At 70.4% G+C, this 24,734-nt stretch carries 8 protein-coding genes and 1 pseudogene; 6 read left to right on the top strand and 3 right to left on the bottom strand.

What is annotated here, in order from left to right; genetic code table 11:
• Positions 1-4: 4 nt before the first annotated feature.
• Both OG747_RS34100 and OG747_RS34095 read right to left on the bottom strand, forming a co-directional pair.
• A complete protein-coding gene (locus tag OG747_RS34100) occupies positions 5-9,172 on the bottom strand; it encodes an amino acid adenylation domain-containing protein (RefSeq protein ID WP_405883203.1) in 9,168 nt (3,055 codons plus the stop codon).
• A complete protein-coding gene (locus OG747_RS34095; RefSeq protein ID WP_405883202.1) occupies positions 9,169-13,194 on the bottom strand; it encodes a non-ribosomal peptide synthetase in 4,026 nt (1,341 codons plus the stop codon). Before OG747_RS34095 ends, OG747_RS34100 begins: the two co-directional genes overlap by 4 nt.
• A 939-nt stretch (positions 13,195-14,133) precedes the next feature.
• Between OG747_RS34095 and OG747_RS34090 the strand changes: the two genes are divergently transcribed.
• Positions 14,134-17,148, top strand: coding sequence for a non-ribosomal peptide synthetase (locus OG747_RS34090; RefSeq protein WP_405883201.1), 3,015 nt, complete (start codon positions 14,134-14,136; stop codon positions 17,146-17,148).
• Between the two features lie 132 nt (positions 17,149-17,280).
• On the opposite strand, the gene OG747_RS34085 is transcribed toward OG747_RS34090, so the two are convergent.
• Entirely contained in the window at positions 17,281-17,493 is a 213-nt protein-coding gene (locus OG747_RS34085) for an MbtH family protein (RefSeq protein WP_405883200.1), read from the bottom strand.
• A gap of 282 nt (positions 17,494-17,775) precedes the next feature.
• Between OG747_RS34085 and OG747_RS34080 the strand changes: the two are divergent.
• From OG747_RS34080 to OG747_RS34060, 5 genes and pseudogenes are all read left to right on the top strand, one after another.
• Positions 17,776-18,136 (top strand): annotated as a pseudogene (locus tag OG747_RS34080) (IS5/IS1182 family transposase); the annotation flags it as partial.
• 450 nt (positions 18,137-18,586) lie between these two features.
• On the top strand, positions 18,587-19,381 hold the full coding sequence (locus OG747_RS34075; RefSeq protein WP_405883199.1) for an oxidoreductase: 795 nt from the start codon (positions 18,587-18,589) through the stop codon (positions 19,379-19,381).
• Between the two features lie 503 nt (positions 19,382-19,884).
• Entirely contained in the window at positions 19,885-20,496 is a 612-nt protein-coding gene (locus tag OG747_RS34070) for an FMN-dependent NADH-azoreductase (RefSeq protein WP_405883198.1), read from the top strand.
• A gap of 400 nt (positions 20,497-20,896) precedes the next feature.
• Complete coding sequence (locus OG747_RS34065) at positions 20,897-21,472, top strand: TetR/AcrR family transcriptional regulator (RefSeq protein WP_405883197.1); 576 nt, start codon at positions 20,897-20,899, stop codon at positions 21,470-21,472.
• 500 nt (positions 21,473-21,972) lie between these two features.
• Positions 21,973-24,723, top strand: a complete 2,751-nt coding sequence (locus OG747_RS34060) for an AAA family ATPase (protein WP_405883196.1) — start codon at positions 21,973-21,975, stop codon at positions 24,721-24,723.
• Positions 24,724-24,734 lie beyond the last annotated feature (11 nt).

The raw sequence follows: 24,734 nt of genomic DNA, 5'->3' as shown, positions 1-24,734 counted from the left end.
CGCGTCAGCAGGTTTCGGGGACCGGTAGCGATGCCGCGTTGACAGCCTCGGCCACCGCCTGAACGTGCGGCGGGCGGACGACGTCGTAGTGCGTGGTGTCCAGGACCTGGCAGACCACCGGCTTGGGCAGGTGCTCCTGCCACAGCCGCTGCTGCTCCTCGGGAGAGCCCAGCGCGGGCAGCCCGGCGACGGGGCGGCTCGCCAGCCACAGCCGGCTGGGCGTGCCGGCCAGGCGAGGCGGCTCGTACTGCGCCATGCCGACGAGGTTGGCCCGGCAGCGGTGCGCAAGCCGCTCCGCGTAGTCCTTCGCCTGCTGGCCCACCGCCGCTTCCGCGCCGCCCTGGCCCAGCTCATGGGCGAAGACGGCCTGGAGCTGGGTCTCGTCGTAGTTCTGGAAGCGCGGACCGGAACCGGGCGGCGGCGGGTCGATCAGGAAGAGTCCGCTCTCCGGGAGACCGACCGCCTCCCCCTCGGCGGCCATGGCCAGTGCCACCCAGGCTCCGAAGGACCAGCCGGCCAGATGGCGGCGCCACTCGCCGTGCGGGAAGCGTTCCTGCAGCGCGGCGCGGTAACGCCGCGCCCGTTCCGCTATCGGCCAATCTCCCGACTCGGGCTGTCGCAGTGCGGGGTCGGCGATCAGACACACGGTGAGCCGCGGGTCGAGCGAGGACACCAGCGCACGGTAGGCCTGGATGTCACCGCCGACTGGATGGATCAGGCACAGCAGGTCGCGTCCGGTGCCCTCCTGCCACACCTCCACGGCCACCGGGTCCCCCGTGGTCAGGGCGGCGGATGCCGGTTCACCCACCCGCGCGAGCACCTCCCCCAGGCTCACCCGGTGGCTGAGTTGGGAGAGCTCGAGGTCGATGCCGAAGCACCGTTTCACCTCGCTAATCAGGTCGAGCAGGGTGAGCGAGTCGGCGCCCAGGTCGTAGAGCGAGGCGTTCGGGTCCAGCTCCTCAAGCCCGAGCCAGCGGCACAGGTACTCGGTGAGCTCCTGGGCGGCCGAGGCCGCCTCATCGGCGGGGGCCACGAGCTCTGCCGGTTCTTCGGACGGCGCCGCGTAGAAGCCGCGGGCCTGCTCCAGCGGGGTCGTGGACACCAGCAGTTGCGGCAGCTGCAGCCGTAGGGCCTGCTCGAACAGCCGCGCACCCTCCGCCACCCCGAGGCCGACCGCGAGGTGGGCCTGGTGGCGGGCGTCCGACTGCAGGGCCCGCCGGGCCATGCCGACCTCGTGCCAGATGTCCCAGTCGATGCCCAGCCGCAGCGTGGTCTCGGCCGGATCGGCCCGGTGGCGGGCGAAACCGTCCAGCAGGCCGTTGCCGGCGGCGTAGTCGAGCTGTCCGACACCGCCGAACAGGGCTGACATCGACGAGCAGTACGCGGCGAGGGCCGGTCGGTAGCACCTGATCAGCAATTCGACCAGCAGGGCGCCGTGCAGCTTCGCCGCCGTGGCCTGCCGCATCGCTGCGGCCTCGCGTCGGACGATCAGGCCGCCGGCCGCCACGCCCGCGGCGTGGACCACGCCGTCGAGCCGGTCGGTGTGCCGCTCGATCAGGGCCAGCACCGCCTGCGGTGTCTGCTCGGCCAGGTCGGCCTCGATCACCTGGACGCGGTCGGCCCACCGTTCCAGACCGACCGGCAGGGACGGCCGCCGGGCCAACAGGATCACCCGGGAGTCGGTCTGCTCCAGGAGCCAGGCCGCGATGCTGCCGCCGATGCCGCCGGTGCCGCCGAGGATCAGGTGGACGCCCTGTTCGGCGGTGAGGACGGAGGGCGCCTGCGTGGCGGGCGGCGCCACCGGCAGCAAGGTCGGCTGCCACCAGTAGCCCTGCCGCAGTGCCAGCCGCCGGGGTACGGACGCGGGGGCATCCGTCTGGACCAGCGCCGACGTCAGCTGCGGTGCCCAGTCGGCCAGTTCGCCTCCGGGCAGGTCCAGCCAATGGCCTTCGACGGCGGATTCCTGCGGTACCACCTCACAGGCTCCGGCCAGCAGGCCCAGTTCCGGCCGCTCCACGGTGCCTTCCACGGGCTGGGCCTGGTGCGAGAGCCACCAGACACGCGCTCGTGCGGCTTCCGGCCTGCCGGCCAGTGCGTGGATCAGCGCGGCAGGGGTGTCGAGGCAGGCCCAGCGGGCGCGGGCCAGTGTCTCCTCGCCCACCGCCCCGTCGACCGCCAGCGGCAGTGCGTGCATCCAGTCGATGCCTGCCTGGCCCTCGTCGGCGGATGCGTCGGCGAGCGCGTCGAACAGCAGCCTGAGCGAGTCCGCGTCGGCCGGGTCGACCTGGTAGGCGTCATCCGCCAGTCGCGCGAAGGTACCGGCCGCGCTGACCCGTACCACCCGGGCGTGAGCCGCCCGCAGGGGCCGCACCGCCCCTTCCGCCAGCGGCTCGGCCGTCATCACCACCAGCAGGCCGCGTGTGGGCGACCCGCTGTCGGCGGGGACGGCACGCCGCAGCCGTACCCAGTGCGGCTGGTGCAGCCACTCGGCCTCGGGCAGCCGCTGCGGATGCCCGTCGAGGGCCGACGAGGCCGGCTCGGCCGCCGGGGCGGCGCGCTGGAAGTCGTAGTCGGCCAGCTGGAAGGCCGGCGGCGGGAAGTCCCACGGCGCCTGCGCCGGTCCGGTCGGCCAGTGGATCGACCGACCCGCCAGCCAGGCGTCGGCCAGTTCCTCGGTCGTACGGCCCTCGGCGGGGCAGGTCGCCTCGTCCGGTGCCACCTCGACGCCGGCCGCCGTACGCAGCCAGGCCACCGCGGCGGCGGCATCCGGGCAGGCCGCGGCCATCCGCCAGGGCCGCGGCGGGCGGCCGGCCTGCAGATGCCGCAGCACCTGGCCGTAGGCCTGGGGCCGGGCCTGAAGGTAGTCGGCGATGCGCGAGGCGTCGCTGCGCAGGCCCTCGGCGCTGCTGCTGGACAGGACCAGGCAGGGCACGGTGGCGGAGGGGGCCGCCGGGCCCTCGGTCTTCTCGAGCAGCAGATGGGCGTTGGTACCGCCGATGCCGAAGCTGCTCACGGCCGCCACGCGTGGCCGGTCTGCCGGCCAGGGCCGGGCCTCGGTCGGGATGTAGAACGGCGCCAAGGAGCCGATCTGTGGGTTGGCGCGGTTGAAGTCGACGTTCGGCGGGATCACGCCGTGGTGGACCGCCAGCGCGGCCCGCACCAGCCCGACCATCCCGGCGGCGGCGCCCAGGTGGCCGATCTGGCTCTTCACCGACGTCAACGCGCAGTGGTCGGACCCGTCCAGGTCCAGCGCCTGTCTCAGCGCGTTGACCTCGACAGGGTCGCCGAGCTGGGTGCCGGTGCCGTGCGCTTCGACGTAGCCCACGTCGGCTGCGGCGCGGCCGCTGCGCCGCAGCGCGGCGCGGATCACCTCGCGCTGGCCCGCCAGCGAGGGCGCGCTGTAACTGAGCTTGCCGGCGCCGTCGTTGTTGAGGGCCGAGCCGGTGACCACCGCGTAGACGGTGTCGCCGTCGCGCCGCGCGAGCCGCAGCGGTTTCAGCACCACCACGCCGACGCCACTGGCGCCGATGGTGCCGCTGGCGTCGTCGCTGAACGGCCGGCAGTGTCCGTCCTTGGAGAAGATGTGCTGCGGCCGGTAGCGGTAGCCGTCGGTCAGCAGGGGGTCGACCAGTACTCCGCCCGCCAGCATGACCTCGGCGTCGCCCTGGCGCAGCAGGCCGGCGGCGAGGTGGACGGCCACCAGAGAGCTGGCGCAGGCGGCCTGCACGGTGAAGGCCGGTCCGGTCAGGCCCAGCTGGTAGGCGGCCTTGGTGGCGAGGAAGTCCTTGTCGTGATGCAGCGCCATCTGGAAGCCGTCGGGCAGCTGCGCCGGATCGGCCTCGCGGAGCATGGACTGGAAGTAGGTGTTCTCGCCGCAGGCGGCGATCAGTCCCACCCGCTGCCGGACCGGGTCGGATATACCGGCGTGCGCCAGCGCCTGGACGCAGCTCATCAGTAGGTGGCGCTGCTGCGGGTCCATCAACCGGGCTTCCTGCCGGCTGATGCCGAAGTGCTCGGGGTCGAAGGCCAGCAGACCGGCCATCTGACTGCGGGCACCGACCAGACCGTCCGCGGCGTCGAAGTGCTCCATGCCGCGTCCGCCGGTCTCCACCATGTGCCAGAAGGAAGCCAGGTCACTCGCCCCGGGCAGCCGTACCGCCATGCCGATGACGGCGATCGGCTCATCGGCCGCGCTGCCTGGAGTCACGGCCGGGGTCACGTCGGTGGGCTGCCCCGCCGCGATCGGCCGTCCCTCCAGGAAGCGGGCCAGACGGCTGATAGTGACGTGCTCGAACAGATCGGGGATGGTCAGCGGCAGGTCGAGTTCGGTGGTGCAGCGCAGATGGAAGCGCATCAGGTCGAGGCTGGAGGCGCCGGCGTCGAAGAAGCGCTGGTCGGGCCCGACCGGTTTGCCGATCACGGTCTCGAACAGCTCCGTCAACCGCGACTCCAGCGGGGACAGGCGGGGGGCGGCGGCCATCTGCGGGCGCAGTTCCTCACCCGGTGCGGTCAACGCCCGGCGGCGGTCCAGCTTGCCGCTGGGCGTGCGGGGCAGCACCTCCAGCCTACGGAAGCGCTGGATGCGTACGTAGGACGGCAGCAGCGGCGCCAGGTGGCCTGCCAGCTCCTCCGGGGTGGGGCACTCGCCGCGGCACTGCACACACGCCGCCAACTGGTTGCCGTCGCGTACGACGACCGCATTGACGATCTTCGGGTGTTGCAGCAGTGCGGCCTCGACCTGGCCGAGCTCCAGCCGGTGACCGCTCAGTTTGATCTGCTGGTCGTCCCGGCCCAGGTAGTGCAGCAGGCCTTCACGGTCGAAGCGGGCCCGGTCGCCGGTGCGGTAGAAGAGCCCGAGGCCGGGCAGTTCGACGAAGCGGGTCCGGTTGAGCTCGGCGTCGCCCAGGTAGCAGGGTGAGGCGACCGGCCCGCCGATCAGCAGCAGGCCGGGGCAGCCCGGGGGTACGGGCTGGTCGGCCTCGTCGACCACGAGCAGCCGGGCGTTGGCCACGGGCCGCCCGATCGCCGGCCGGGTCGGCCACAGCGCGGGGTCGCCGTCCAGGCACAGGCTGCTGACGACATGGGTCTCGGTCGGGCCGTAGTGGTTGAACAGCCGCGCGCCGGGCATCCCGGCGAACCACCGGCGGATGGCGTCGGTGCACAGCAACTGTTCGCCGGCGGTGATCACCTCACGCAGCCGTGAGGGGTAGCGGCCGAGGTGGACGGCGTGCTCCGCCAGGAGTTGCAGTGCAACGTAGGGCATGAAGATGCGTTCCACGCCGGATGATTCGAGTTGCTCCAGCAGTGCCGGCGCGTCCTGCCGCCAGCCGGGCCGGACCAGGTGCAGGCAGCCGCCGCCGCACAGAGTGCCGAAGACCTCCTGGAAGGAGACGTCGAAGGACAGCATGGAGAACTGCTGGGTGACGGCGGGCGCGGCCAGACCACCGGCTTCGCTCTGCCACTGCAGCAGGTTGCACAGGGTGCTGTCGGGCACCTGCACGCCCTTGGGAGTGCCGGTGGAGCCCGAGGTGAACAGGGTGTACAGCGGCCGTCGGCCGTTGTGGGGCGGCAGCGGGGGCGCGACCGCGGTCGAGAGGCTGACCGGGTGGCGCGGAAGACCTTCCGGGGCGATGGCGTCGAGTGCGGACTCGCCGCCCGGTGGTACCAGGACGCAGAGCGGCTCGGCCTGGTCCAGGATCTGGCGCAACAGGGCCGGCGGATAGCCGGGGTCGAGCGGCACGATGGTGATGTTGAGCCGTGCCAGCGCGAGCAGCGCCACCACGTGCTCGACCGAGGGTTCGAGGTGGAGCGCGATGCTGCGGGGGTGTTCGTCGTCTGGCGGCAGCGGCCGGCGCTCGAGGAGTTCTGCGGCCAGCGCCGCGGCATGGGCGTCGAGTTCGGCGTAGCTGAGGGTACGGTCGCCGGCCGCCAGCGCCGGTGCGGTGGGGGTCAGGCGGACCTGCCGCGCGAAGCCTTCGGCCACCGTGGTCCAGGCCGGCTGCGCCGAAGCTCCGTGTCCGGGGTCGGGCAGGCCCCGGCGGTAGGGGGCCACCAGGTGGGACACCGTGGCGTCCTGGTCCTCGGCCAGCCGGTCGAGGCCCTGCCGGAACAGTTCGGCCATCGCCTGCGCGTCGGCGGCGTCGAAGTGGTCGTCGGAGTATTCCCACAGGCAGTCGAAGCCCGCCTCGTGCTCGACCACGGACAGCGTGAGCGCGCATTTGGCCTCGGTCGGCGTGAGCCATTCGGGGCGGGTGTCGCAGCCCGGCAGTGCCAGCGTCGAGAAGTCGGTGTTCTCCAGAACGAACAGGAAGTCGAAGGGCGCGCCTTCCTGGTGGGATTCCCGGGCGGCCAGTACGTCCGCCAAGGCCACGTCCTGCCGGTCCAGCACGGTCTGTGCGAGGGCACCGTGGCGCAGCAGTTGTGCGCGCAGCGCCTCGCGCGGCGTCACGTGCAGGGGCAGAAGCACGGTGTTGGCGAACATGCCGACGCTTGCCTCGAACTCCTGCACAGGCCGGTTGGCGACCGGGCTCGCGATCCGCAGCCGCGAGCGGCCGGTCACGCCGTACAGGCTCCAGGCGAAGACGCCCAGCAGCAGTTGGAAGCGGGTGAGCCCCAGCTCGGAGCAGAGCCGGTCGAGCATGGCACGGCGCACCGGGTCGAGCGAGGTGTGCAGAAGCCGGCCTTCGGCTCGGGCCGCTGAGCGGATCGGTTCCAGCGGCGCCGCCTCCTCTTCGTCCTCCGTCGCGGCGTAGTGGGCCTGGAGTTCGGCCTGCTGCGTGAGGTAACTCGGGCGGGCGAACCAGTCGGCCTGCCAGAGGGAGAAGTCGAGCGGCGTGGGGATCGCCGGGTGCCCGCCTTCCTCGCCGCGCAACGCGGCCTCGTACTCCTCGGACAGCTCCCGGAAGAGCACGTTGAGCGACCAGCCGTCGACCGCGATGTGGTGCAGACTCAACAGCAGTACACCGCCGTCGCCCTGGGGCAGCCAGCCGGCCCGCAGCAGCCGCGGGTCGGCGAGGTCGAAGGGCATGGCGAAGAAGCGGTGGGCGTGGTCGTGCCAGTTGTGCTCGGCGTGGTCCAGGTCCGCGGGCGGCTGCGTCCATGGGTCGTACGGCTCGGCCACCACCTGGCGCAGTTCCTCAGCCGTGGGCTCGGAGGCGGTCCGCAGCGCCGGGTGGCGTACGACCAGGCGCCGCAGCGAACGCCGCAGCGCGTCACTGTCGACGGTGCCGCGCACGCGGAAGGACAGTCCCACGTTGTAGGCACAGGACTGCGGGTCCTGCTGCTGCAGCAGCCACAGCCGCTGCTGCTCGGAGGTGGCCGGTGCCGAGCGGGCGCCCGCCGGGGTGGGCGGTGCCGGGTAGGGTGAGGCGTCCGCGGCCCGGCCGGCCTCGATGGCGGCGGCCAGTTCCGCGAAGTCCGCCTGCAGGACCAGGCTCTGGGGCAGTTCGCGGTCCCAGCGCCGTCGCACCTCGAAGCGCAGGCGCAGGGCCTTGAGCGAGTCGCCGCCGTTGGCGATCCAGCGGTCGTTCAGCCGCAGCCCCGTCACGCCCAGCACCTCGCCCGCCAGCTGAAGCACCTCACGCTGCCACTCCGTGGCGTCGGTGGCCGTGCCGGCGGCCTCGGCGCGCCGCCAGGGCTGGTGGTCGCCCCGCAGCAGAGCGGCCTGGTCGACCTTGCCGTTGGCGTTGAGCGGTAGTCCGTCGACCAGGTGCACGTGGTGGGGCCGCATGTACGGGGGCAGACTGGCCGACAGATGGCGGTCGAAGTCCTCGAAGGACAGGTCGTCTCCGAGCACCAGGTAGGCCAGCAGTTCGTTGACCCCCTGCGTCTCGTCGCGACGGGTGCAGACGTAGGCGTGCCGGACCGCAGGGTGGGCCAGGATCTGCCGTTCCAGCTCACCGGGCTCGATCCGGAAGCCGCGGACCTTGACCTGGCGGTCGGCGCGGCCCACGTACTCGACGAGGCCGTCGGCACCGCATCGCACCAGGTCGCCCGTGCGGTAGTACGGGTTCTGGCCGCCGTCGTGCCAGGGGAGCCGGACGAAGCGGCGCGCGGTCTCGTCCGGCAGGTTGCGGTACCCGGCCGCCAACGCCTCGCCCGACAGGTACAGTTCGGCCATCTCGCCGGGCGCGGCCGGTCGGGTGCCGTCGACGACCAGCAGCGCCTCGGTGCCCGGCAGCGTCCGCCCGATCGGTACGACGTCCCCGGAGAAGTCACGCGGGATGGGGTGGCACAGGGCGAAGGTGGTGGTCTCAGTGGGGCCGTACGCGTTGTGGAGCCGGGTGGAGCTGACAGCGTTGTCGCGGTACCAGCGGCGGATCAGCGGGGCGTTGAGCTGCTCGCCGCCGACCAGCACCTGGCCGACGCCGGCGAAGCAGTCCGGAACTCTGCCGACCACCGTGTTGAAGAGCGCCGCCGTCATGAAGAGCGCGTCGATGCGCCGGTGCAGCAGCTCGGCCGCGAGCAACTCGGGCGTCTGCACAACCTCGTCACCGAAGATCACACAGCAGCCGCCGGTGAGCAGTGGTACCCACACCTCGAAGGTCAGGGCGTCGAACGCGGGGTTGGACAGGCAGGCGTAACGCGCGCCCTCGGACAGCTCGATGTAGCCGGGCCGCGCCAGGCGCAGGACACCGGCGTCCCGCACCTCGACGCCCTTGGGCCAGCCGGTGGTGCCCGAGGTGTAGAAGATGAAGGAGACCGGTGTGGCGGTGGGGACCGGCGGGGCAGCGTCGTCGGTGGCCGGAACGGCTTCGAGCAGAGCGGCCACCGCCAGCGGCTCCAGGCCGTCGGGCAGGCCGTCGGGGATCGCCCCGCCGTGGATCAGGGACACGCTGGCCGAGTCGGTGAGGATGTGGCCGCGGCGCTCGGGCGGGCTCTGTGCGTCGAGCGGTACTACCACCGCGCCCAGACGCAGGATGCCGAGCATGGCGCAGACCAGTTGCCAGGATCGGGGCAGGCAGACCGCCACCGCCTGGCCGGGCCGCACGCCATGGCGGCGCAGGGCGTCTGAGACGGCGGCGCTGGCCGCGTCGAGTGCGGCGTAGTCGAGGTGCCGTTCGCCGTCGACGACCGCCGGGGCGGTCGGCGTGCGGCGGGCCCGGGCGAGCACGCTCTCGGCCAGTCCCGGGGTCTTTGACCGGGCCGACGTGGTCGATACGGGTTCCATCATGCCTCCTGCGCCAGAACTGGCTCGGCTTGCCGGCCCTCTGGCGGCAGCGGACGGGATGCCGACCAGCGGGCCACCTCTGATCCGAGCAGCGCGGCCACGCGCAGTACCTCGGCGGATTCCAGGATTTCCCAGTGGTCGCAGGTGAGTTCCTCGACCAGGAGACCGGCGTCGGCACGACGGCGCCAGAAGTCGCCGGCCTCTTGCACCGAGGCGGCGTCGAGCCCCTCGGTGGCCTGCAGCAGGGTCAGCCGGGCCGACGTGGACGGCGCCACATAGTCGCGCGCGGTCAGCCGGTTGTGGTTGTAGACGCGGAAGTACCGGTCGATCTGGTCGTCGTCGATACCGGGGTACATGCCGTTGAACTTGACCAGCTTCTCGCGGAACTCGGCGATCTCCACCGGTTCGATCTCGGCGCGTCGGTCGGCCTCGTCGCTGCTGTGGGTGTCGAGAAGGACCACGCTCAGCTCGGTGTGCCCGGACAGGGCCAGGCGGCGTCCCATCTCGTGGGCGACCAGGCCGCCGAAAGACAGGCCGGTGAGCACCAGCGGCCCGTCGACCAGTGGTTCGATGAGCCCCAGGTAGTGGTCGGCCATGGCCTCGATCGAGGGCAGGAACTCTTCCCCGGGATTCAGCCCGGGAGACTGGATGCCGTAGACGCCGCAGTCCTCCGACAGCGCCTTGGCCAGCGAGAGATAGCAGAAGGCCGTGCCGCCGCCCGGGTGAATACAGACCACGCTACGGCGGCCGTCGCCCTTGCGGAACTCGATCAGGCTGCCGGGGGGCTGGGCCGAGGCTCCCTGCCGTAGCCGTCCGCCCAGCGCTTCGATGGTCGGGTGCAGCATGATGTCGCGGATCGGCAGCGTCTCGCCGAACGACTCCCGGATGGCGTGGGCCAGTTTGATGGCGGAGATCGACGTGCCGCCGATGTCGAAGAAGTTGTCGTCGATTCCGATGTCCGCCTGGAGCAGCAGCCGCTTCCATATCTGATAGAGCGTCAGCTCAATGTGGTCGCGCGGGCTGGCGGTGTTGACCTGGGCCGGGCCGGCTGTCCCCGCCCGCTCCAGCAGCGCCGCGCGGTCGAGTTTGCCGTTGGCGGTCTGCGGCAGCCGCGGCAGCTCGACGAAGAGCGACGGAATCATGTAGCCCGGCAGCCGCCGCGCGAGTGCGGCGCGCCATTCGCCGGCCGTCCACGGCGCGTCATCGCCCCGTCCGACCCCGGCCACCAGGCGCGTCTGGCCGGCCTCGTCGCGGTCGGCCAGTACCGCGGCTTCGAGGACGCCCGGCTGGTCGAGCAACGCCGCCTCAACCTCACCGAGTTCGATCCGGAAGCCGCGCACCTTCACCTGGTGGTCGGTCCGTCCGACGAACTCCAGCTGCCCGTCGGCACGCCACCGCACCAGATCGCCGGTGCGGTACATACGTGTACCGGGCGGGCCGTACGGGTCGGCGACGAACCGCTCTGCCGTCAGTCCGGGACGGCCGAGGTAACCGCGGGCCAGACCAGCACCGGCGACGTACAGTTCACCGGACACGCCCGGCGGAACGGGCCGCAGGTGTGCGTCGAGCACATAGACCCGGGTGTTGGCCACGGGCGTGCCGATGGGCGGAGTGACGGTCCCGGACAGCGGGCCGCTCATCGTGGCACAGACGGTGGTCTCGGTGGGACCGTACGCGTTGATCATGCGCCGGTCGGACGACCACTGCCCGACGAGGGCCGGCGGGCACGCCTCACCCGCCACGACCAGGGTCGTCCCGTCCGGCAGGGCGTCCCCCGGCAGCACCGCCAACGCCGCCGGCGGCAGCGTGGCATGGGTGACAGCGTGGCGGCGGAGCACCGCCACCAGGCCCTCACCCGGCATCAGTTCATCCGCCGGGGCCATCACCAGCCGCGCCCCGGACAGCAGCGCCATGCACATCTCCCAGGTGGCGGCATCGAAACTCGGCGAGGCGAACTGCAGCACCCGGCTGCCCGGGGTGACGTCCAGGCGCTCGATCTGACTTGCCGAGAGGCTCGCGATGCCCGCATGAGTGACGACCACGCCCTTGGGCCGACCGGTCGACCCCGAGGTGTAGATGACGTATGCGGGCGATTCCGGCCGCAGCGGCGCGCTGCGCTCGGTGTCGGTCAGGTCGATCGCGGCCGGGCCTTCGACGGCAGGGCCGGGCGTGTCCGTCGGGTGGTCCGTGTCGGTCGCCGCCACAGGGTCGGCCGCGCCCGCGATCGCGCTCCGGATATCGTCCAGGACGAGCAGGCCGTTCGTGACGGGCAGGGTGTGCGCGGTGGCCGCGTCGGTGAGAACACAGACGGGCCGGGCATCATCGAGCATGTAGGCGATCCGCTCGGCCGGATAACCCGGATCGATCGGCAGATAGGCGCTGCCGGCCTTCATCACGGCCAGGGCTGCCACCAGCCACTCCACCGAACGGGGCAGGGCCACAGCCACCACCCGCTCGGGCCCCACCCTCGAACCCACCAGATGCCGGGCCAGCCGGTTGGCCCGTGCGTTGAGCTCCGCGTAGGACAGCGAGAGCGTACCGAATTCCACCGCCACCGCCTGCGGAGACCTGCGCACCCGGTCCTCGAACAACTCCGGGAAGCAGGCAGCGGGGACCTGACGGGCGGAGTCGTTCCACCCGTCCAGTATCTCCACGCGCTCCTGCTCGGACAGCAGCTCCAGCGCGTCCACCGGACCGTCCGCCGCGGCGGCCATCTGGGTCAGCACCTGCCGCAACTGCCGGCAGTGCCGCTCGACCGTCTCGGTGTCGAACAACGCGTCGGCGTAGTCCAGCGTCCCGACGATGCGGTCGCCCTCCTCCCCCAACGACAACGCCAGGTCGAACTTGGCCGCGGTGTACGGCGGGTTCAGCGGAGCCACCTCGATGTCCGGCAGAGCCAGCTCGCCACCCTCGGTGTTCTGCCAGGCGAACATCACCTGGAACAACGGTGTGTGGGTCAGGCTGCGGGCCGGATTGACCGCTTCCACCACCTGCTCGAACGGCAGGTCCTGATGTGTCAGCGCCGACAACGTCACACCGCGCACCCGTTTCACCAGCTCGTCCACCGTCGGCGCGCCGGCGAGGTCGATCCTCAACGCAAGGGTGTTGACGAAGAAACCGATCAGCCCTTCGAGCTCGGCACGGCGGCGATTGGCCGTCGGTGTGCCGATCACCACATCGGTCTGGCCCGACCAGCGGGACAGGACCAGCGCCCACCCGCTCAGCAGGGTCATGAACAGGGTGCTGCGGCTGCGTCGGCTCAACAGCTTCAGGGCGGCGGTCAGCTCCGCATCGAATTCGAGCCGTAGCTGCCCTCCCCGGTAGTCCTGCTCGGCCGGACGCGGCCGGTCGGTCGGCAGGTCGAGCAGGGTCGGTGCGTCCGCCAGGGCATCGCTCCAGTAGGAGGTCTGACGGGCCGCCTCGCCCTCCGACAGCCACTGGCGTTGCCAGGCCGCGTAGTCGCCGTACTGGACCGGCAGGGGCGGCAACGGATCGGCCGTCTCCCGGCTGAACGCCGTGTACAGCTCACCGAGCTCGCGGGTCAGCACACCGGTCGACCAGCCGTCCGACATGATGTGGTGGGCGGTCAGCAGCAGCACGTGCCGGTCCGGCGCCATCACCACCAGACGGCCGCGGACCAACGGGCCCCGAGCCAGGTCGAACGGCTCGGCGGCCTCCTCCTCCTGCAGGGCGACGCACTGGGCCTCCGTGTCGGGCCGGCCGGACAGGTCGTAGACGCGCAGAGGGAATCCCTGGTCGGGCGGGGCGATCTGCTGGAAGACCTCACCGGCCACGGCGACCAGACGCGTACGCAGTGCCTCATGGCGGGCCACCAGCCTGTCGAGCGCACGCGTCAGCGCGCCACGGTCGAGCGGACCCCGCAACTCGAACGCCATCGGCATGTGGTAGGCCTCGCTGGCGCCCTGCATCTGCGCCAGGAACCAGAGTCGCTGCTGCGAGAACGACGACACCAGTGGCTCCGACCGGCTCACCGCCGGGATGGTCGTGGCGATGGTCTGTTTCAAAGGGGCATCCGGACGGGCGGAGGTCAAAGCGCGGAACGTCTGGTTCGCGGGCAAGGCTGGTCTTCCCCCTCGGCGGGACGCCTGTGGTGAGGTTGATCGTTCGGGAGGCCGACAGAGCGGCGGAGTCGGTCCGAAGGCAGGACGACAGTCTCGGGTGCCGGATTCACGCGTCGAGGAGTACTGTCCGGGGGCTGGGGGCCATGCGGTCGCGGCGGCCGCGGGGAGTGGACGTTCCAGGTGCCGTGCGGACCGGGCAGTTCTCGACGTGGTGTCACACGCTTCTTCCCGCAGCGGCGGGGCCCGGCCTCCGGCGCGGCCCGGTGACGGAGCGCCGCCGGTCGCCGGGGTGGCGCCGGGCACGGAACGCCCCCTCGACGCGGTCGCCCCACATCGGCTGCCCCAGCGCGGCACCCGGGAGGGCGGAGGCGCGTGAAACGCCCGGAACGCCGACGGTGGCGCCTGACGTGTGCTGCGCAGATTCGCGGTGATCACGAGGGTACGGTCGTACCGTCGACCGGTGGCGGCATGCCCACCGTGTTGGGGTGGCCATGGTGCTGACGCCTCCTCAGTTGTGCTCGGACCCACAGATCCCTGAACGCGAACCCTTCGGGCTGCGACGTCTCGGACCTGCTTGACCGCGATCATTGGCCTACCACCCATAACCGGTCAATCATTCAACGAACTAAGGTGCCCAAAAGTACAAGGACGGTGGGACTTTGAGGCAGGAGGTGCGGCGACCGGGGAGTGCACTCCGTGATCGGACGCTGGTGACCGAACGGGTTGGCCCAGTCGGAACAACCCGGTGGACAAGCGGAAGATTGCACGATGTGGCGGTGATCAGGCAGATTGAGCTCTCCGTCGGCTCGGGGTCGCCCCCAGCCGCAGTCCCCGGGACGTCTTCCCACCGGGACCTCCCACGATGGTGACAGGATCTCTTCGATGCCCGATGCTCCTGCCCGCCCGCACGTCTCTCTCCAGAGTCGACCGGATCCGCGCCCCGCCTCCGCCGCGCAGAGCGCTCTCTGGTTCAACGAGTTGCTGGAGGACTGCGGTGCCGCGCACCACCTGCCGTTCGCCGTGCATCTCCACGGCGGCCTGGACGTTGCGGCGCTGGACCGCGCGTGCGACGCCGTACTGAGCAGGCACCAGGACCTCTCCGGAGCCTTCGAGGACCGGGCCGGCGCACCCTTTCTGGTCCCCGCCGCGGTCCGCCCCCGGCTGGTGATCGAGGACGAGAGTCCGGAAGCCACACAAAGGCATCTGCTCGCCCCGTTCGATCCGGTCCGGGGGCCGCTGGGCCGCCTGGTGCTGCAGAGGATCGGACCGCGCGAGCACCGGCTGCTGGTCGTCTTCCACCAACTGGTCTTCGACAGGCGGTCCGCGGAGTTGTTCGTGGCCGATCTCACAGCCTTCTACCGCGCGGAGGTCGAAGAGCGGAAGCCCGAACTGCCCGCACTCTCACCGGTGGAACCGGCAGGCGGTGAGGAGGAGCGGATCGCCGCCGCGTTGCCTCAGGCGCAGCGGTACTGGACGGAGAACCCGTTCGACGACGAGGTGATGCTTCCCGGTCTCGAGCGGACCGCGTGGGGAGCGCGGCCGGGCGAGTCGCTGGAGTTCCGGATACCCGCGGGCCTGCGGAAGCAACTCACCGACGTGGCGGACCGGATCAGCGTGTCCCCGTACGAACTGCTTGTCGCGTCCGTGCACGCCGTACTGTTCCGCTACGGCAACACCACACCGGTCACCGCGCTCGACCTCGACACGCGCACCCCGGACCAGCGCGAACGTATCGGAGCCCACGTCAGCGAATTGCCCTTCTCCTCCTCCCCTGAGGGCGGCATGCCGTTCTCGGACTTCGCCCGCCTGATCAGGTCCGGGCTGGGAGAGCTCCAGCGGGTGCGCGACGTCCCCGTCGGACGCGTCAACGCGGGCGTGAAGCCGGGCCTGGCACTCGCGCCGGTCCATCTCACCTATCACCGAGGGACCACCGCCCCGCGCTTTCCCGGGGCCGAGGCCACAGTGGACCGGCGCCCGCTGGGACGCACCGTCCGCCACACCCTGCACATCGCCCTGCTCGACGGCCCTGACGGGCTCGACGCCGTACTCCAGTACTCGCCGGAGTCGGTCACACGAGGCAACATCCAGAGCATCGGCCGGCACTGGCTGTCCGTACTCACCCACATCGCGAGCGCGCCCGGGACCGCGCTGGCCGAACTCCCTCTGCTGGACCGGGAAGAGAGTGACAGCCTGCTCATCGACGGGAGCGGCGCAGCTGTCGACCATCCCGTACGGACCGTCCCGCACCTGTTCACGGAACAGGTCGCGCGCACTCCTGACGCCATCGCAGTCATCCACGCGGACCGGCACCTCACGTACGCACAGCTGGACGCCGCCGCGGAGCGGCTCGCGGGCCGGTTGCGCAGCAAGGGCATCGGTTCGGGAGCGCTCGTAGCGGTGCGGGCGAGCCGAACGGAGCGGCTCCTCGTCGGCCTGCTCGGGGTCCTGAAGGCGGGTGCGGCGTACATTCCACTCGACCCCGAGTACCCGGCGGAACGGCTCGACTTCATCACCGGCGACTCCCGCGCCGTACTGGAGTTGGGAGACGCCGAGCTCTCAGCCGTCACCGAAAACACCGGCGAGCCGGACGAGGCGGCCACCGCGTCGCCGGCACCGGGCGACCTGGCCTATGTGATCTACACCTCCGGTTCGACCGGCCGCCCCAAGGGCGTGCAGATCGAACACGGTTCGCTCGTCAACCTGCTGCTGGCCATGCGCGACCTGCTCGACGCCCGGCCGGGTCACCGCTGGTTGGCGTCGGCCTCGGCGGCGTTCGACATGTCCGTGCCGGAGCTCTACCTCGCTCTGGTGACCGGCGGCACGATCGTCATGGCGAGCGAGACCCAGACGCGTGCGGGAGCGGCGCTTCGCGAGCTGATCGCCCGGCATGAGGTCACCCACATGCAGGCGACCCCGACCGGCTGGTCGATGCTCTTGGACGCCGGCTTCGACGCGCCTGGGATCACCGCGATCACCGGAGGCGAGGCACTCACTTTGACGCTCGCTCAGCGGTTGCGCCCGAAAGTCGGCAGACTCGTCAACCTCTACGGGCCGACCGAGACGACGGTCTGGTCGATGGCGGACGAGATCGGTCCCGAAGCCGACCGGGTGACCATCGGCGGCCCGCTGGCGAACACCCGGGTATACGTGCTCGACGAGCGCCTGACGCCCGTACCGCGTGGCATTCCCGGCGACCTCTACATCGCGGGGGCCGGTCTCGCCCGCGGCTATCTCCGCAGGCCCGAGCTGGACCAGGAGCGGTTCCTGCCCGATCCGTTCGGGGCACCGGCCAGCCGTATGTACCGGACCGGAGACCGGGTGCGCCGTCGTGACGACGGACGGCTGGAGTTCCTCGGCAGGATCGACGACCAGATCAAGCTCAGGGGCTACCGGATCGAGCTCGGCGAGATCGAGTCCCGGCTCCTCGCGGTGCCCGGGGTGGACCAGGCAGCCGCCACGGTACGGGAGGGCAGGCTGGCCGGCTACTTCGTCGGCAGTGTGGAGGCGGGCGAACTACGGCGCGCACTGGCGGCGTCGTTGCCGGCGTACATGGTGCCCGAGGTGTTCGTCGCCCTCGACGCCCTGCCGACCACACCGAACGGCAAACTCGACCGATCGGCGCTGCCGTCCCCGCCGGAGGCGGTCGCCCTGCCCTCCATGGACACCGGAAATGTCCTGGAAACGGTACGGCAGATCTGGTGCGAGGTGCTGCGGATCCCCGAACTGGGCGACACCGAGGACCTCTTCGACCTCGGTGGCCACTCGATCACGATGACCCAGATCTCGGCCAGGATCCTGGGCCGGCTGGGAGTCGAGGTTCCGCTGCACGCCTACTTCGACGCCCCGACCGTCGAGGGCATGGCCGCGGTGGTCGCCGACCTGCGCGTGCGGATGTGACCGTCACTGCCGAGGGCTGCCCGTACGGCGGTACGGGCCTCGGCAGGACACAGGCGTCGCTCTCGGGGCCGTAAGCAGCAGAAAGCGGTGCCAGCGGCACTGACGCACCGTCAGTGCCGCCCAGTCGCCGTCTCAGCCTGTGAACTCTGCTTGGGCCACGCTCTTGGGACGCATGTCGGTCCAGTGCTCCTCTATGTAGTCGAGGCACACCTGGCGAGGCGCCGCTGGGAGGGCCACGGACCACCCCGCGGGAACGGCGCCATCGATCGGCCACAGCGAGTACTGCAACTCGTCGTTGACCAGGACGACATACTGGGCATCGGACTTCTCGAACGGGTTGCTCATCACTGTTCTCCGAGCTCGGGGGTCACAGGTCACGGACGGAGCCGTCCGCTTCGGCTGCCGGACCGCGACACGGCCGATCTCGGCGGCGAGACAGGATAACCGACCCGGCGAAATGGGCTGTGTGGGCGGCGGATCAGGTGCTCGTGCCCGGACGGGGGGCTCGCAGGTGCTGGCACCGGGCCATCTCTTCGTCGTCGACCAGGGTGAGCATGGGCTGTCCCGGCACACACATCATGGTGACGAGGAAGCGGCTCCAGGAGTCCGCCCGAAGAGCATCTCCCCCAGGATTCCGTCGCCGGCACCCACCTGGTCGACCAGGTAGCCGCAGCCCACCCCGCCCATCCGCAAAGTCGGGATGGGCGGCGGCTACCGCCAGCATCTCGTCGCGCACGCCGCCACCCTCGGCATCGACAAGGAAGCCGTCCAACGCGCCCCTGGCGCCAGGGATTCACTCCGCTGCCAAGGCGATGGACCGTCGAGCGAACCCAGTGGGTGGCTGATGTTCCACCGCCGCCTGGCTCGCGACTACGAAGCCCTACCCGCCCGCTCCGAAGCCATAATCCACCTCGCCATGAGCGACCCGATGGCCCACCGCTTCACCGGCGATCCACCCCCGACCGGCGCGACACCTGAACCTCGAACCAGACACTACTGGCTGGACAAAACGCCCTTTGAAATGGATCCGAGCGCGGATCAGAACCGTACGCGAAGCGAGGCTGCATGACGTCCCGAGACCGCGGAAATGGTCCCAGTCGACCTGCCGCTCCCCATACGGCGGCTTCGGGCCTGCCAGAGGATCGCATGCGACGGCCGTGACCGCGGCGCCGATGGGGACCGCCTCGCCACTGAGTAAACTCGCTTCAGCATCCTGAACTGCCGCGACTCCGTTAAGTAACTGGTTGGTCGCGGCATTCCGTACCCTCTTTTCGCAATTCTTGATTATTTAATCCACAACTTGTTACGGTTGAGCGCAGTAAAGATGTGCGGGACCCCAGGGTCGCCCCAATATTGGATCAATAGATCCACAATCGGCCCGCGCGGCCGCATCAGAGGTAGCCGCGCACCCTTCGCTGATCACCCAAGGAGTTGCAGCATGGATCTGAATCTCGCCAACAAGGTCGTCGTCGTCACCGGCGCCAGCCGAGGCGTCGGCCTTGCGACTGTGCAGTCCTTCGTCCAGGAGGGCGCGATTGTCGTCGCCGGAGCCCGCACCGTCTCGACGGCATTGCAGGAACTCGCCGCCCACGCTCAAGTGCTGTCCGTCTCGGTGGACCTGGCCACCAGCGACGGGCCGCAACGGCTCGTCGACGCAGCCGTTCAGCGGTTCGGCGGAGTGGATGCCCTCGTCAACAACGTGGGTGCCGTCAGCCCTCGGCTGCAGGGCATCGCCTCCATTACGGACGAACAGTGGCTCGAAACGATGAATCTGAACCTGATGAGCGCAGTCCGCGCCTCCCGCGCCGCCCTGCCCAGCCTGCTGGAACGCCAGGGCACCATCGTCAACATCAGTTCGGTCAACGCCTTCCTCCCCGACCCCGGTGTCGCTGACTACACCGTCTCCAAGGCCGCGCTCACCAACTACTCCAAGGCGCTCTCCAAGGAGGTCGGCCCCCAGGGCGTGCGCGTCAACACCGTCAGCCCCGGCCCGATCACGACTGACATCTGGACCGCAGAGAGCGGCCTGGTCGGCACCATCGCTGCCGCCATGGGGGTCGACATGGAAACAGCGACCGACCAGTTCGTGGCCGAGCTCGGTGGTTTCGCAACGGGCCGCTTCACGCGCCCCGAGGAAGTCGCGGACCTCATCGTCATGATCGCCAGCAGCCGCGCCGGCAACGTCACCGGCGCCGACTTCGTCATCGACGGCGGACTCATCAAAACCCTCTGATCCTCCCGCGTGCTTCGGCCGACCCGGACGGCCCGCGCTCCAGACAACGGCCTGCGCACCGGGCATCGACATGCGGCGCCGATCTCGAAATCGCTCATTGACGCGAGGCCCACCGCGCCGTCCGGTCGGCGAGCTGGGGGCACGCGGTCAAGCAAGGCAGGAAGGGCAGCCGACTCACCCCGGCCCCTGCCGAGGGCCAGTTACGGCGCCCTGAGCCCTACCGAGGGCCGGTTACGGCGCCCCCGGACCCGCACAGGTTCCGGTCCATCCCCCTCGCGCACCGATGAAGCCGATGGTTGACCGTTAAACTTTATGGGGTACAGTGAAGGAGTCGGAGGGAGCAAGACCGCTTCACTCTCCGGCCACCCGGATACTGCCGTCGCCCGCGTCACGGCACGCGACGAGCACTCGGGTCGACTCACCATTCGTCCGCTCCCTGCGGCCATTCCATCTCCGTATCTTGATTGTGGAATGATCAATCCTGAACATCTGGGAAGAGAACTATGCCTCACCTGCTCCACATCGACTCCAGCTCGCGCGGCGCCGACTCCCTCACCCGGCAGATCAGCGCTCGGTATGTCGCCGCCTGGCGCCGGCAGAACCCTGAGGGCACCGTGACCTACCGGGACGTGACCGTAAACGTGCCGAACTTCGTTTCGGCGGACTGGGTCACCGGCGTCTTCGCTCCGGCCGAGCACCACACCCTGCAGACCAAGGCCGCAGTCGACGCATCCTCTGCACTCATCAGCGAGGTGGAGGCCGCCGACGTGCTGGTTCTCGGTGTACCGATGTACAACTTCAATGTCCCTGCGACCTTCAAGGCCTGGATCGACCAGATCTGCATGGCCGGTCGCACCTTCGCATACGGCGAGGACGGCCCGCGCGGCTTGCTCGCCGGCAAGAAGGCCGTCATCGCGCGTGCGTCCGGCAGCGACTTCAGCAACCCCGCGTTCGCCTCCATGGACTTCCACGCCCCTTACCTGCGCGGCGTCCTCGGCTTCATCGGCATCACCGATATCGAGTTCATCTCTGTCAGCGGAATGACCCCCGAGCAAGTCAACGCCGGACTCGCCGAGGCCGACCAGGCCATTGACGCGTCCCTCAAGGCTCTCTGACGACTTCGGCCAGGAATACGGGACCATCCGGCGCGGCAGCCGAGGACGAGTTGCTCGTGCAGCGCGCTTCCCTCGGCTACCGCGTCGTCCGGCTTTCTCAGCAACGCTGGGATGCCCGGGAACTGCCTCGCAGACCTCTTCCGCCCGCCTCCCGTCAGGCTCTGCTCAGACGACTGCAGGGCCGATGCCACCTCTTCCGGATGGAGGAACGCGTACGCATCGGCCCCCAGTGCGAGGTACAGCCAGCCGGGGCGACGCGGTCTGACGCGCCGGATGGGGCAACCCGCCACGCCCGGCGGCCGACGGGCCGTCGACAGACATGAGCCGACTGACAGGAACCCACGCACGAGGGCTGCCGTCGTTCTTGATGATGCAGACCATAACCATTAGCTTGGCGCCCATGGCTCGCCCCCGGGAGTTCGACAGAGACCAGGCGATAGACCGCGCGATGGGTCTGTTCTGGACCCGCGGATACGCCGCGACCTCCCTGCAGGACCTCACTGCTGAACTCGGCATCGGCAGCGGCAGTCTGTACGCGGCGTTCGGCTCGAAGGAAAAGCTCTATGCCCTGGCCCTCAAGAGCTACTGCTCCCACAACTCCGGAGCGCTCATCGCCGAACTGGAGTCGGCTGCCGACGTGCGATCCGCGCTGCGAACGGCACTCACGGCCATGGCCGAGGCGGACCTGTGCGACCCCGAACGGGGCTGTTTCCTGGTCAATGCCGCCACCGAGCGCTCCGCCGATCCGGCAACCGTGGACCGCGTCGGAGGGACGCTGCGCCTGGTGGAAAGCGCCATCGCCGGCGCGTTGGAGCGGGTGCAGGCGCGTGGGGAGCTGTCAGCCGACAAGGACCCCGCAGGGCTGGCCCGGTTCCTCACCACCTTCATCCAAGGGATGCGTGTCATGGGCAAGGCCCGCGTCGGCCGGGCATTCCTGGAGAGTGCTGTCTCCAACGCTCTGACTGTCCTGGACTGAGCAGCCGGTCGGCTTCGTTCCGTTCGTCGGCCAGGGGGCTCGGGCTTACGACGGCCCACTCCATGAGGTGGGCCGGTGCGGAGGGTCGTGTCGGAGCTCCGGCGCCCCTCGCCCGCGCGGCCGACCCGGGCGAAGGACGAGGCCGCCTTCATGCTGAAGGAGGTGCGTCAGTACGGACGGCGACAGGGCCGTCGGGGCCGCCGATGCGTCCGAGCACTTACATACATACGTGCAGGGTGCAGCGCAGGGCCGCCGGCGATCGCGACGCGCGTCATACCTGCGGGCGACCAGCCGCAGACAGCAGAAGGTCGTCCTCGGACTCTCTCCGCCGTCTCGGACGTACGAAAGTGCTCGGTCCGATGGCCAAGTGTCCAAAAATTCCACCCACCCGCCAGTGACAACATGCTTCCGGGAAGAATCGGCGCTCTTTCGCGTGTGTCTCATGACGTCAGCGTGCCTGGCCGTCGCGACACCGGCAGCGGCATGAAGACGAGGGGTTCATGAGACACGAAGGTGCAGTCATAGGCCGCGAGCGGGAGCAATCCCTGCTGGCCGAGTTCGTGGACGCGCGGGACAGCCGTGCGCTGCTGCTCCGGGGCGAGGCCGGCATGGGCAAGAGCGTGCTGCTGGACCGACTGGCCCGGTATGCCGCGCAGCGCGAACACCATGTGGTACGAGCCATCGGGGTCGAGACCGAGTCAGTGTTGCCGTTCGCCGGTCTGCACCAGGTCCTGCACCCGCTGCTGCCCCGGGCCGGCGAGTTGCACGACGATCACCGCGCGCTGATCGAGACGGTGTTCGGCCAACTGTCGGGCACGGTGCCGTCGGTGATGACGCTGGGTGTCGCGGTGCTGGATCTACTGGCACTGGTCGCCTCCAAGGCGCCGCTGCTGATCGTGATCGATGACGGGCACTGGTTCGACGCGCCGAGCGCCGAGGTACTCTCCTTCATCAGCCGCCGCCTGTCCGGGGACACAGTCGGGATCGTGATCGGACTGCGCGAGGAGATGGAGTCGCCGTTCGACGATGTGGGGCTCCCGGAGATGGAGCTGACCGCGTTGTCGGAGCAGGCGGCCGGCGAGCTGCTGGACGCCGGCTTCCCGGGGTTGAGCACGGAGGTCCGCCGTGCCGTACTGGACACCGCGGGCGGCAACCCGCTGGCCCTGGTGGAACTTCCGCGGAGCGCGTCCGGGATCGTAGGCGACCCCGCGTACCGCGGCATGCCGAACGCGCAGACCATTCCGCTCTCCCGTCGCCTGGAGCGCATGTACCGCGGCCGGGTCGAGCACCTTCCCTCCAGCGAGCGCGGGGAACTGCTGCGGGGTGCCCTCGACGGCATCGAGACGGCGTCTGCACCACGCCGGGTGACGGCAGACCGGTACCGCATGGAGAACGTCGAACGCGCCCTCGCCCAAGGCCTGGTGACCATCGACGCCGAGACCTACGAGTACGCCTTCCGTCACCCGCTGGTGCGCTCCGCGCTGGTGCAGATGGCGACGCCCAACGAACGCCGGGCGGCGCACCTGGCCCTCGCCGAACTGCACCACTCCGACATCGAGCGCCGAGCCCGCCATCTCTCCGCGGCCACGGTCGACCCGGACGAGGCGGTCGCCGTCGTGCTGGAGGAGGCCGCCGCTTCGGCGACCCTGCGCGGTGGTGCGGCGACCGCCGTCACCTGGCTGACCCGCGCCGCGGAGTTGAGCCAGCACTCCAAGGAGAGGGCCAGACGGCTGGCCGAAGCCGCCTTCACCGCGAGTCAGGCCGGGCTGCTGGACCGGGCGCAGCGGCTGAGCGACGAGTTCGTCCGCGACTCGCAGAGCGCTCAGGCGCCGGCGGCGGTCACCTCCGCCTACGTGATGCTCTATCGCACCGGTGATGTGCGCTCCGCGCACCGCCTGGTCTGCGCAGCGCTCGACGCGCTGCCCGCCGAGGTCTCCCCGGAGACGGCGTCCAGGCTGGTCAACGTCCTCCTCCCGGCAAGCATGTTCGCCGCCGACCCGGTGCTGTGGCAGAGGGCGGAAGAGGCCATCGACAGGTTTGCCGACCATCTGGACCCGCTGACCCTGGTGCACCGCGACTCCTGGGGAGACGTCGCCCGGCGCGGCGCCGGACTGGCCAAGCGCATTGAGGAGGCTTTCGCTCGGCCCACTGATCCGGAGCCCTGGGAGGTGATGCGGCTCGGTGTCTCCGCGTACTTCGTCGACGCGCTCGGCGACTTCCGTTCATACCTGCATCGGGTGGTCGATCGCGAGAAGGACAGCGGCGCCTTCACCAACTACATGACGCTGCTCCAACTGGTCATGCTGGACCAGATGTCCCGCGGGTCCTGGCAGGCGGCGGAGGAGACCGGACGCCGCGGTCTGGAGCTCACCCAGAGCCGTGGGTACGAGTTGTTCGCCTACCAGTTCCACGGGTTCCTCGGTCTGCTGGCCGCCTGGCGCGGGGAGTGCGCGTTGGCCCGGGAGCTGCAGACGGCGACCGACGCCTGGGCCCGACCGCGCGGCATCGGCAATCTGACCCAGTACGCGGAGGCCATCGGCACCGCCGCGGCGCTCAGCGAGGGTGACTACGAGGCCGCGTATGTCTACGCCTCGGGCATCACCGAACCGGGCAGCTTCACACCGTACTCCGCGCAGGCCCTGCGGACCCTGCTCGACCTCGTGGAGGCGGCCCTGCACACCGGCCGGACCAGGGAGGCACGGCGCCATGCGTTGGCCGCCCGGGATCTGGGACTGCCCGCCGTCTCTCCACGCCTCTCCCTGCTCACCCAGGGTGCCCTGGCGATGACCGCGGAGGAGGACGAGGACCCGGGCAAGCTGTTCGACCTGGCCGTCGGGCATGCGGCCGCACCGTCCTTCCCCTTCGAACACGCCCGGATCGAACTGGCTCAGGGGATGTGGCTGCGCCGCTCCCGGCAGACACGCGCGGCACGTCAGGCGCTGGCCCATGCCGCCGCCACCTTCGACCGGATCGGCGCCCGGACCTGGGCGGAGCGGGCCAGGGCGGAGATCGGCGCGACGGGCGCCGCGGGCCGGGTCTCCGCCGAAGCCGCGTTCACTCTGACAGCCCAGGAGCGGCAGATCGCCGGACTGGCGGCCGGTGGCATGAGCAACAAGGAGATCGGGGCGCAGTTGTTCCTGTCCCCGCGCACGGTGGGTTCGCACCTGTACCGAATCTTCCCCAAGCTCGGGATCACCTCGCGTGCGGCACTGCGGGACGCCCTGCCCCAGGAGGAGACCGCCTCCGAGTGAGTGGGCCCGAC

The organism is Streptomyces sp. NBC_01384, from assembly GCF_045040035.1.
Classification (GTDB): domain Bacteria; phylum Actinomycetota; class Actinomycetes; order Streptomycetales; family Streptomycetaceae; genus Streptomyces.
This window is presented reverse-complemented; position numbering and strand designations above follow the sequence as displayed.

Excerpts from the sequence above, each read along its gene's own strand:
- OG747_RS34100 (WP_405883203.1), bottom strand. The coding sequence starts at position 9,172 with ATGATGGAACCCGTATCGACCACGTCGGCCCGGTCAAAGACCCCGGGA.
- OG747_RS34090 (WP_405883201.1), top strand. The coding sequence starts at position 14,134 with ATGCCCGATGCTCCTGCCCGCCCGCACGTCTCTCTCCAGAGTCGACCG.
- OG747_RS34085 (WP_405883200.1), bottom strand. The coding sequence starts at position 17,493 with ATGAGCAACCCGTTCGAGAAGTCCGATGCCCAGTATGTCGTCCTGGTC.
- OG747_RS34075 (WP_405883199.1), top strand. The coding sequence starts at position 18,587 with ATGGATCTGAATCTCGCCAACAAGGTCGTCGTCGTCACCGGCGCCAGC.
- OG747_RS34070 (WP_405883198.1), top strand. The coding sequence starts at position 19,885 with ATGCCTCACCTGCTCCACATCGACTCCAGCTCGCGCGGCGCCGACTCC.
- OG747_RS34065 (WP_405883197.1), top strand. The coding sequence starts at position 20,897 with ATGGCTCGCCCCCGGGAGTTCGACAGAGACCAGGCGATAGACCGCGCG.
- OG747_RS34060 (WP_405883196.1), top strand. The coding sequence starts at position 21,973 with ATGAGACACGAAGGTGCAGTCATAGGCCGCGAGCGGGAGCAATCCCTG.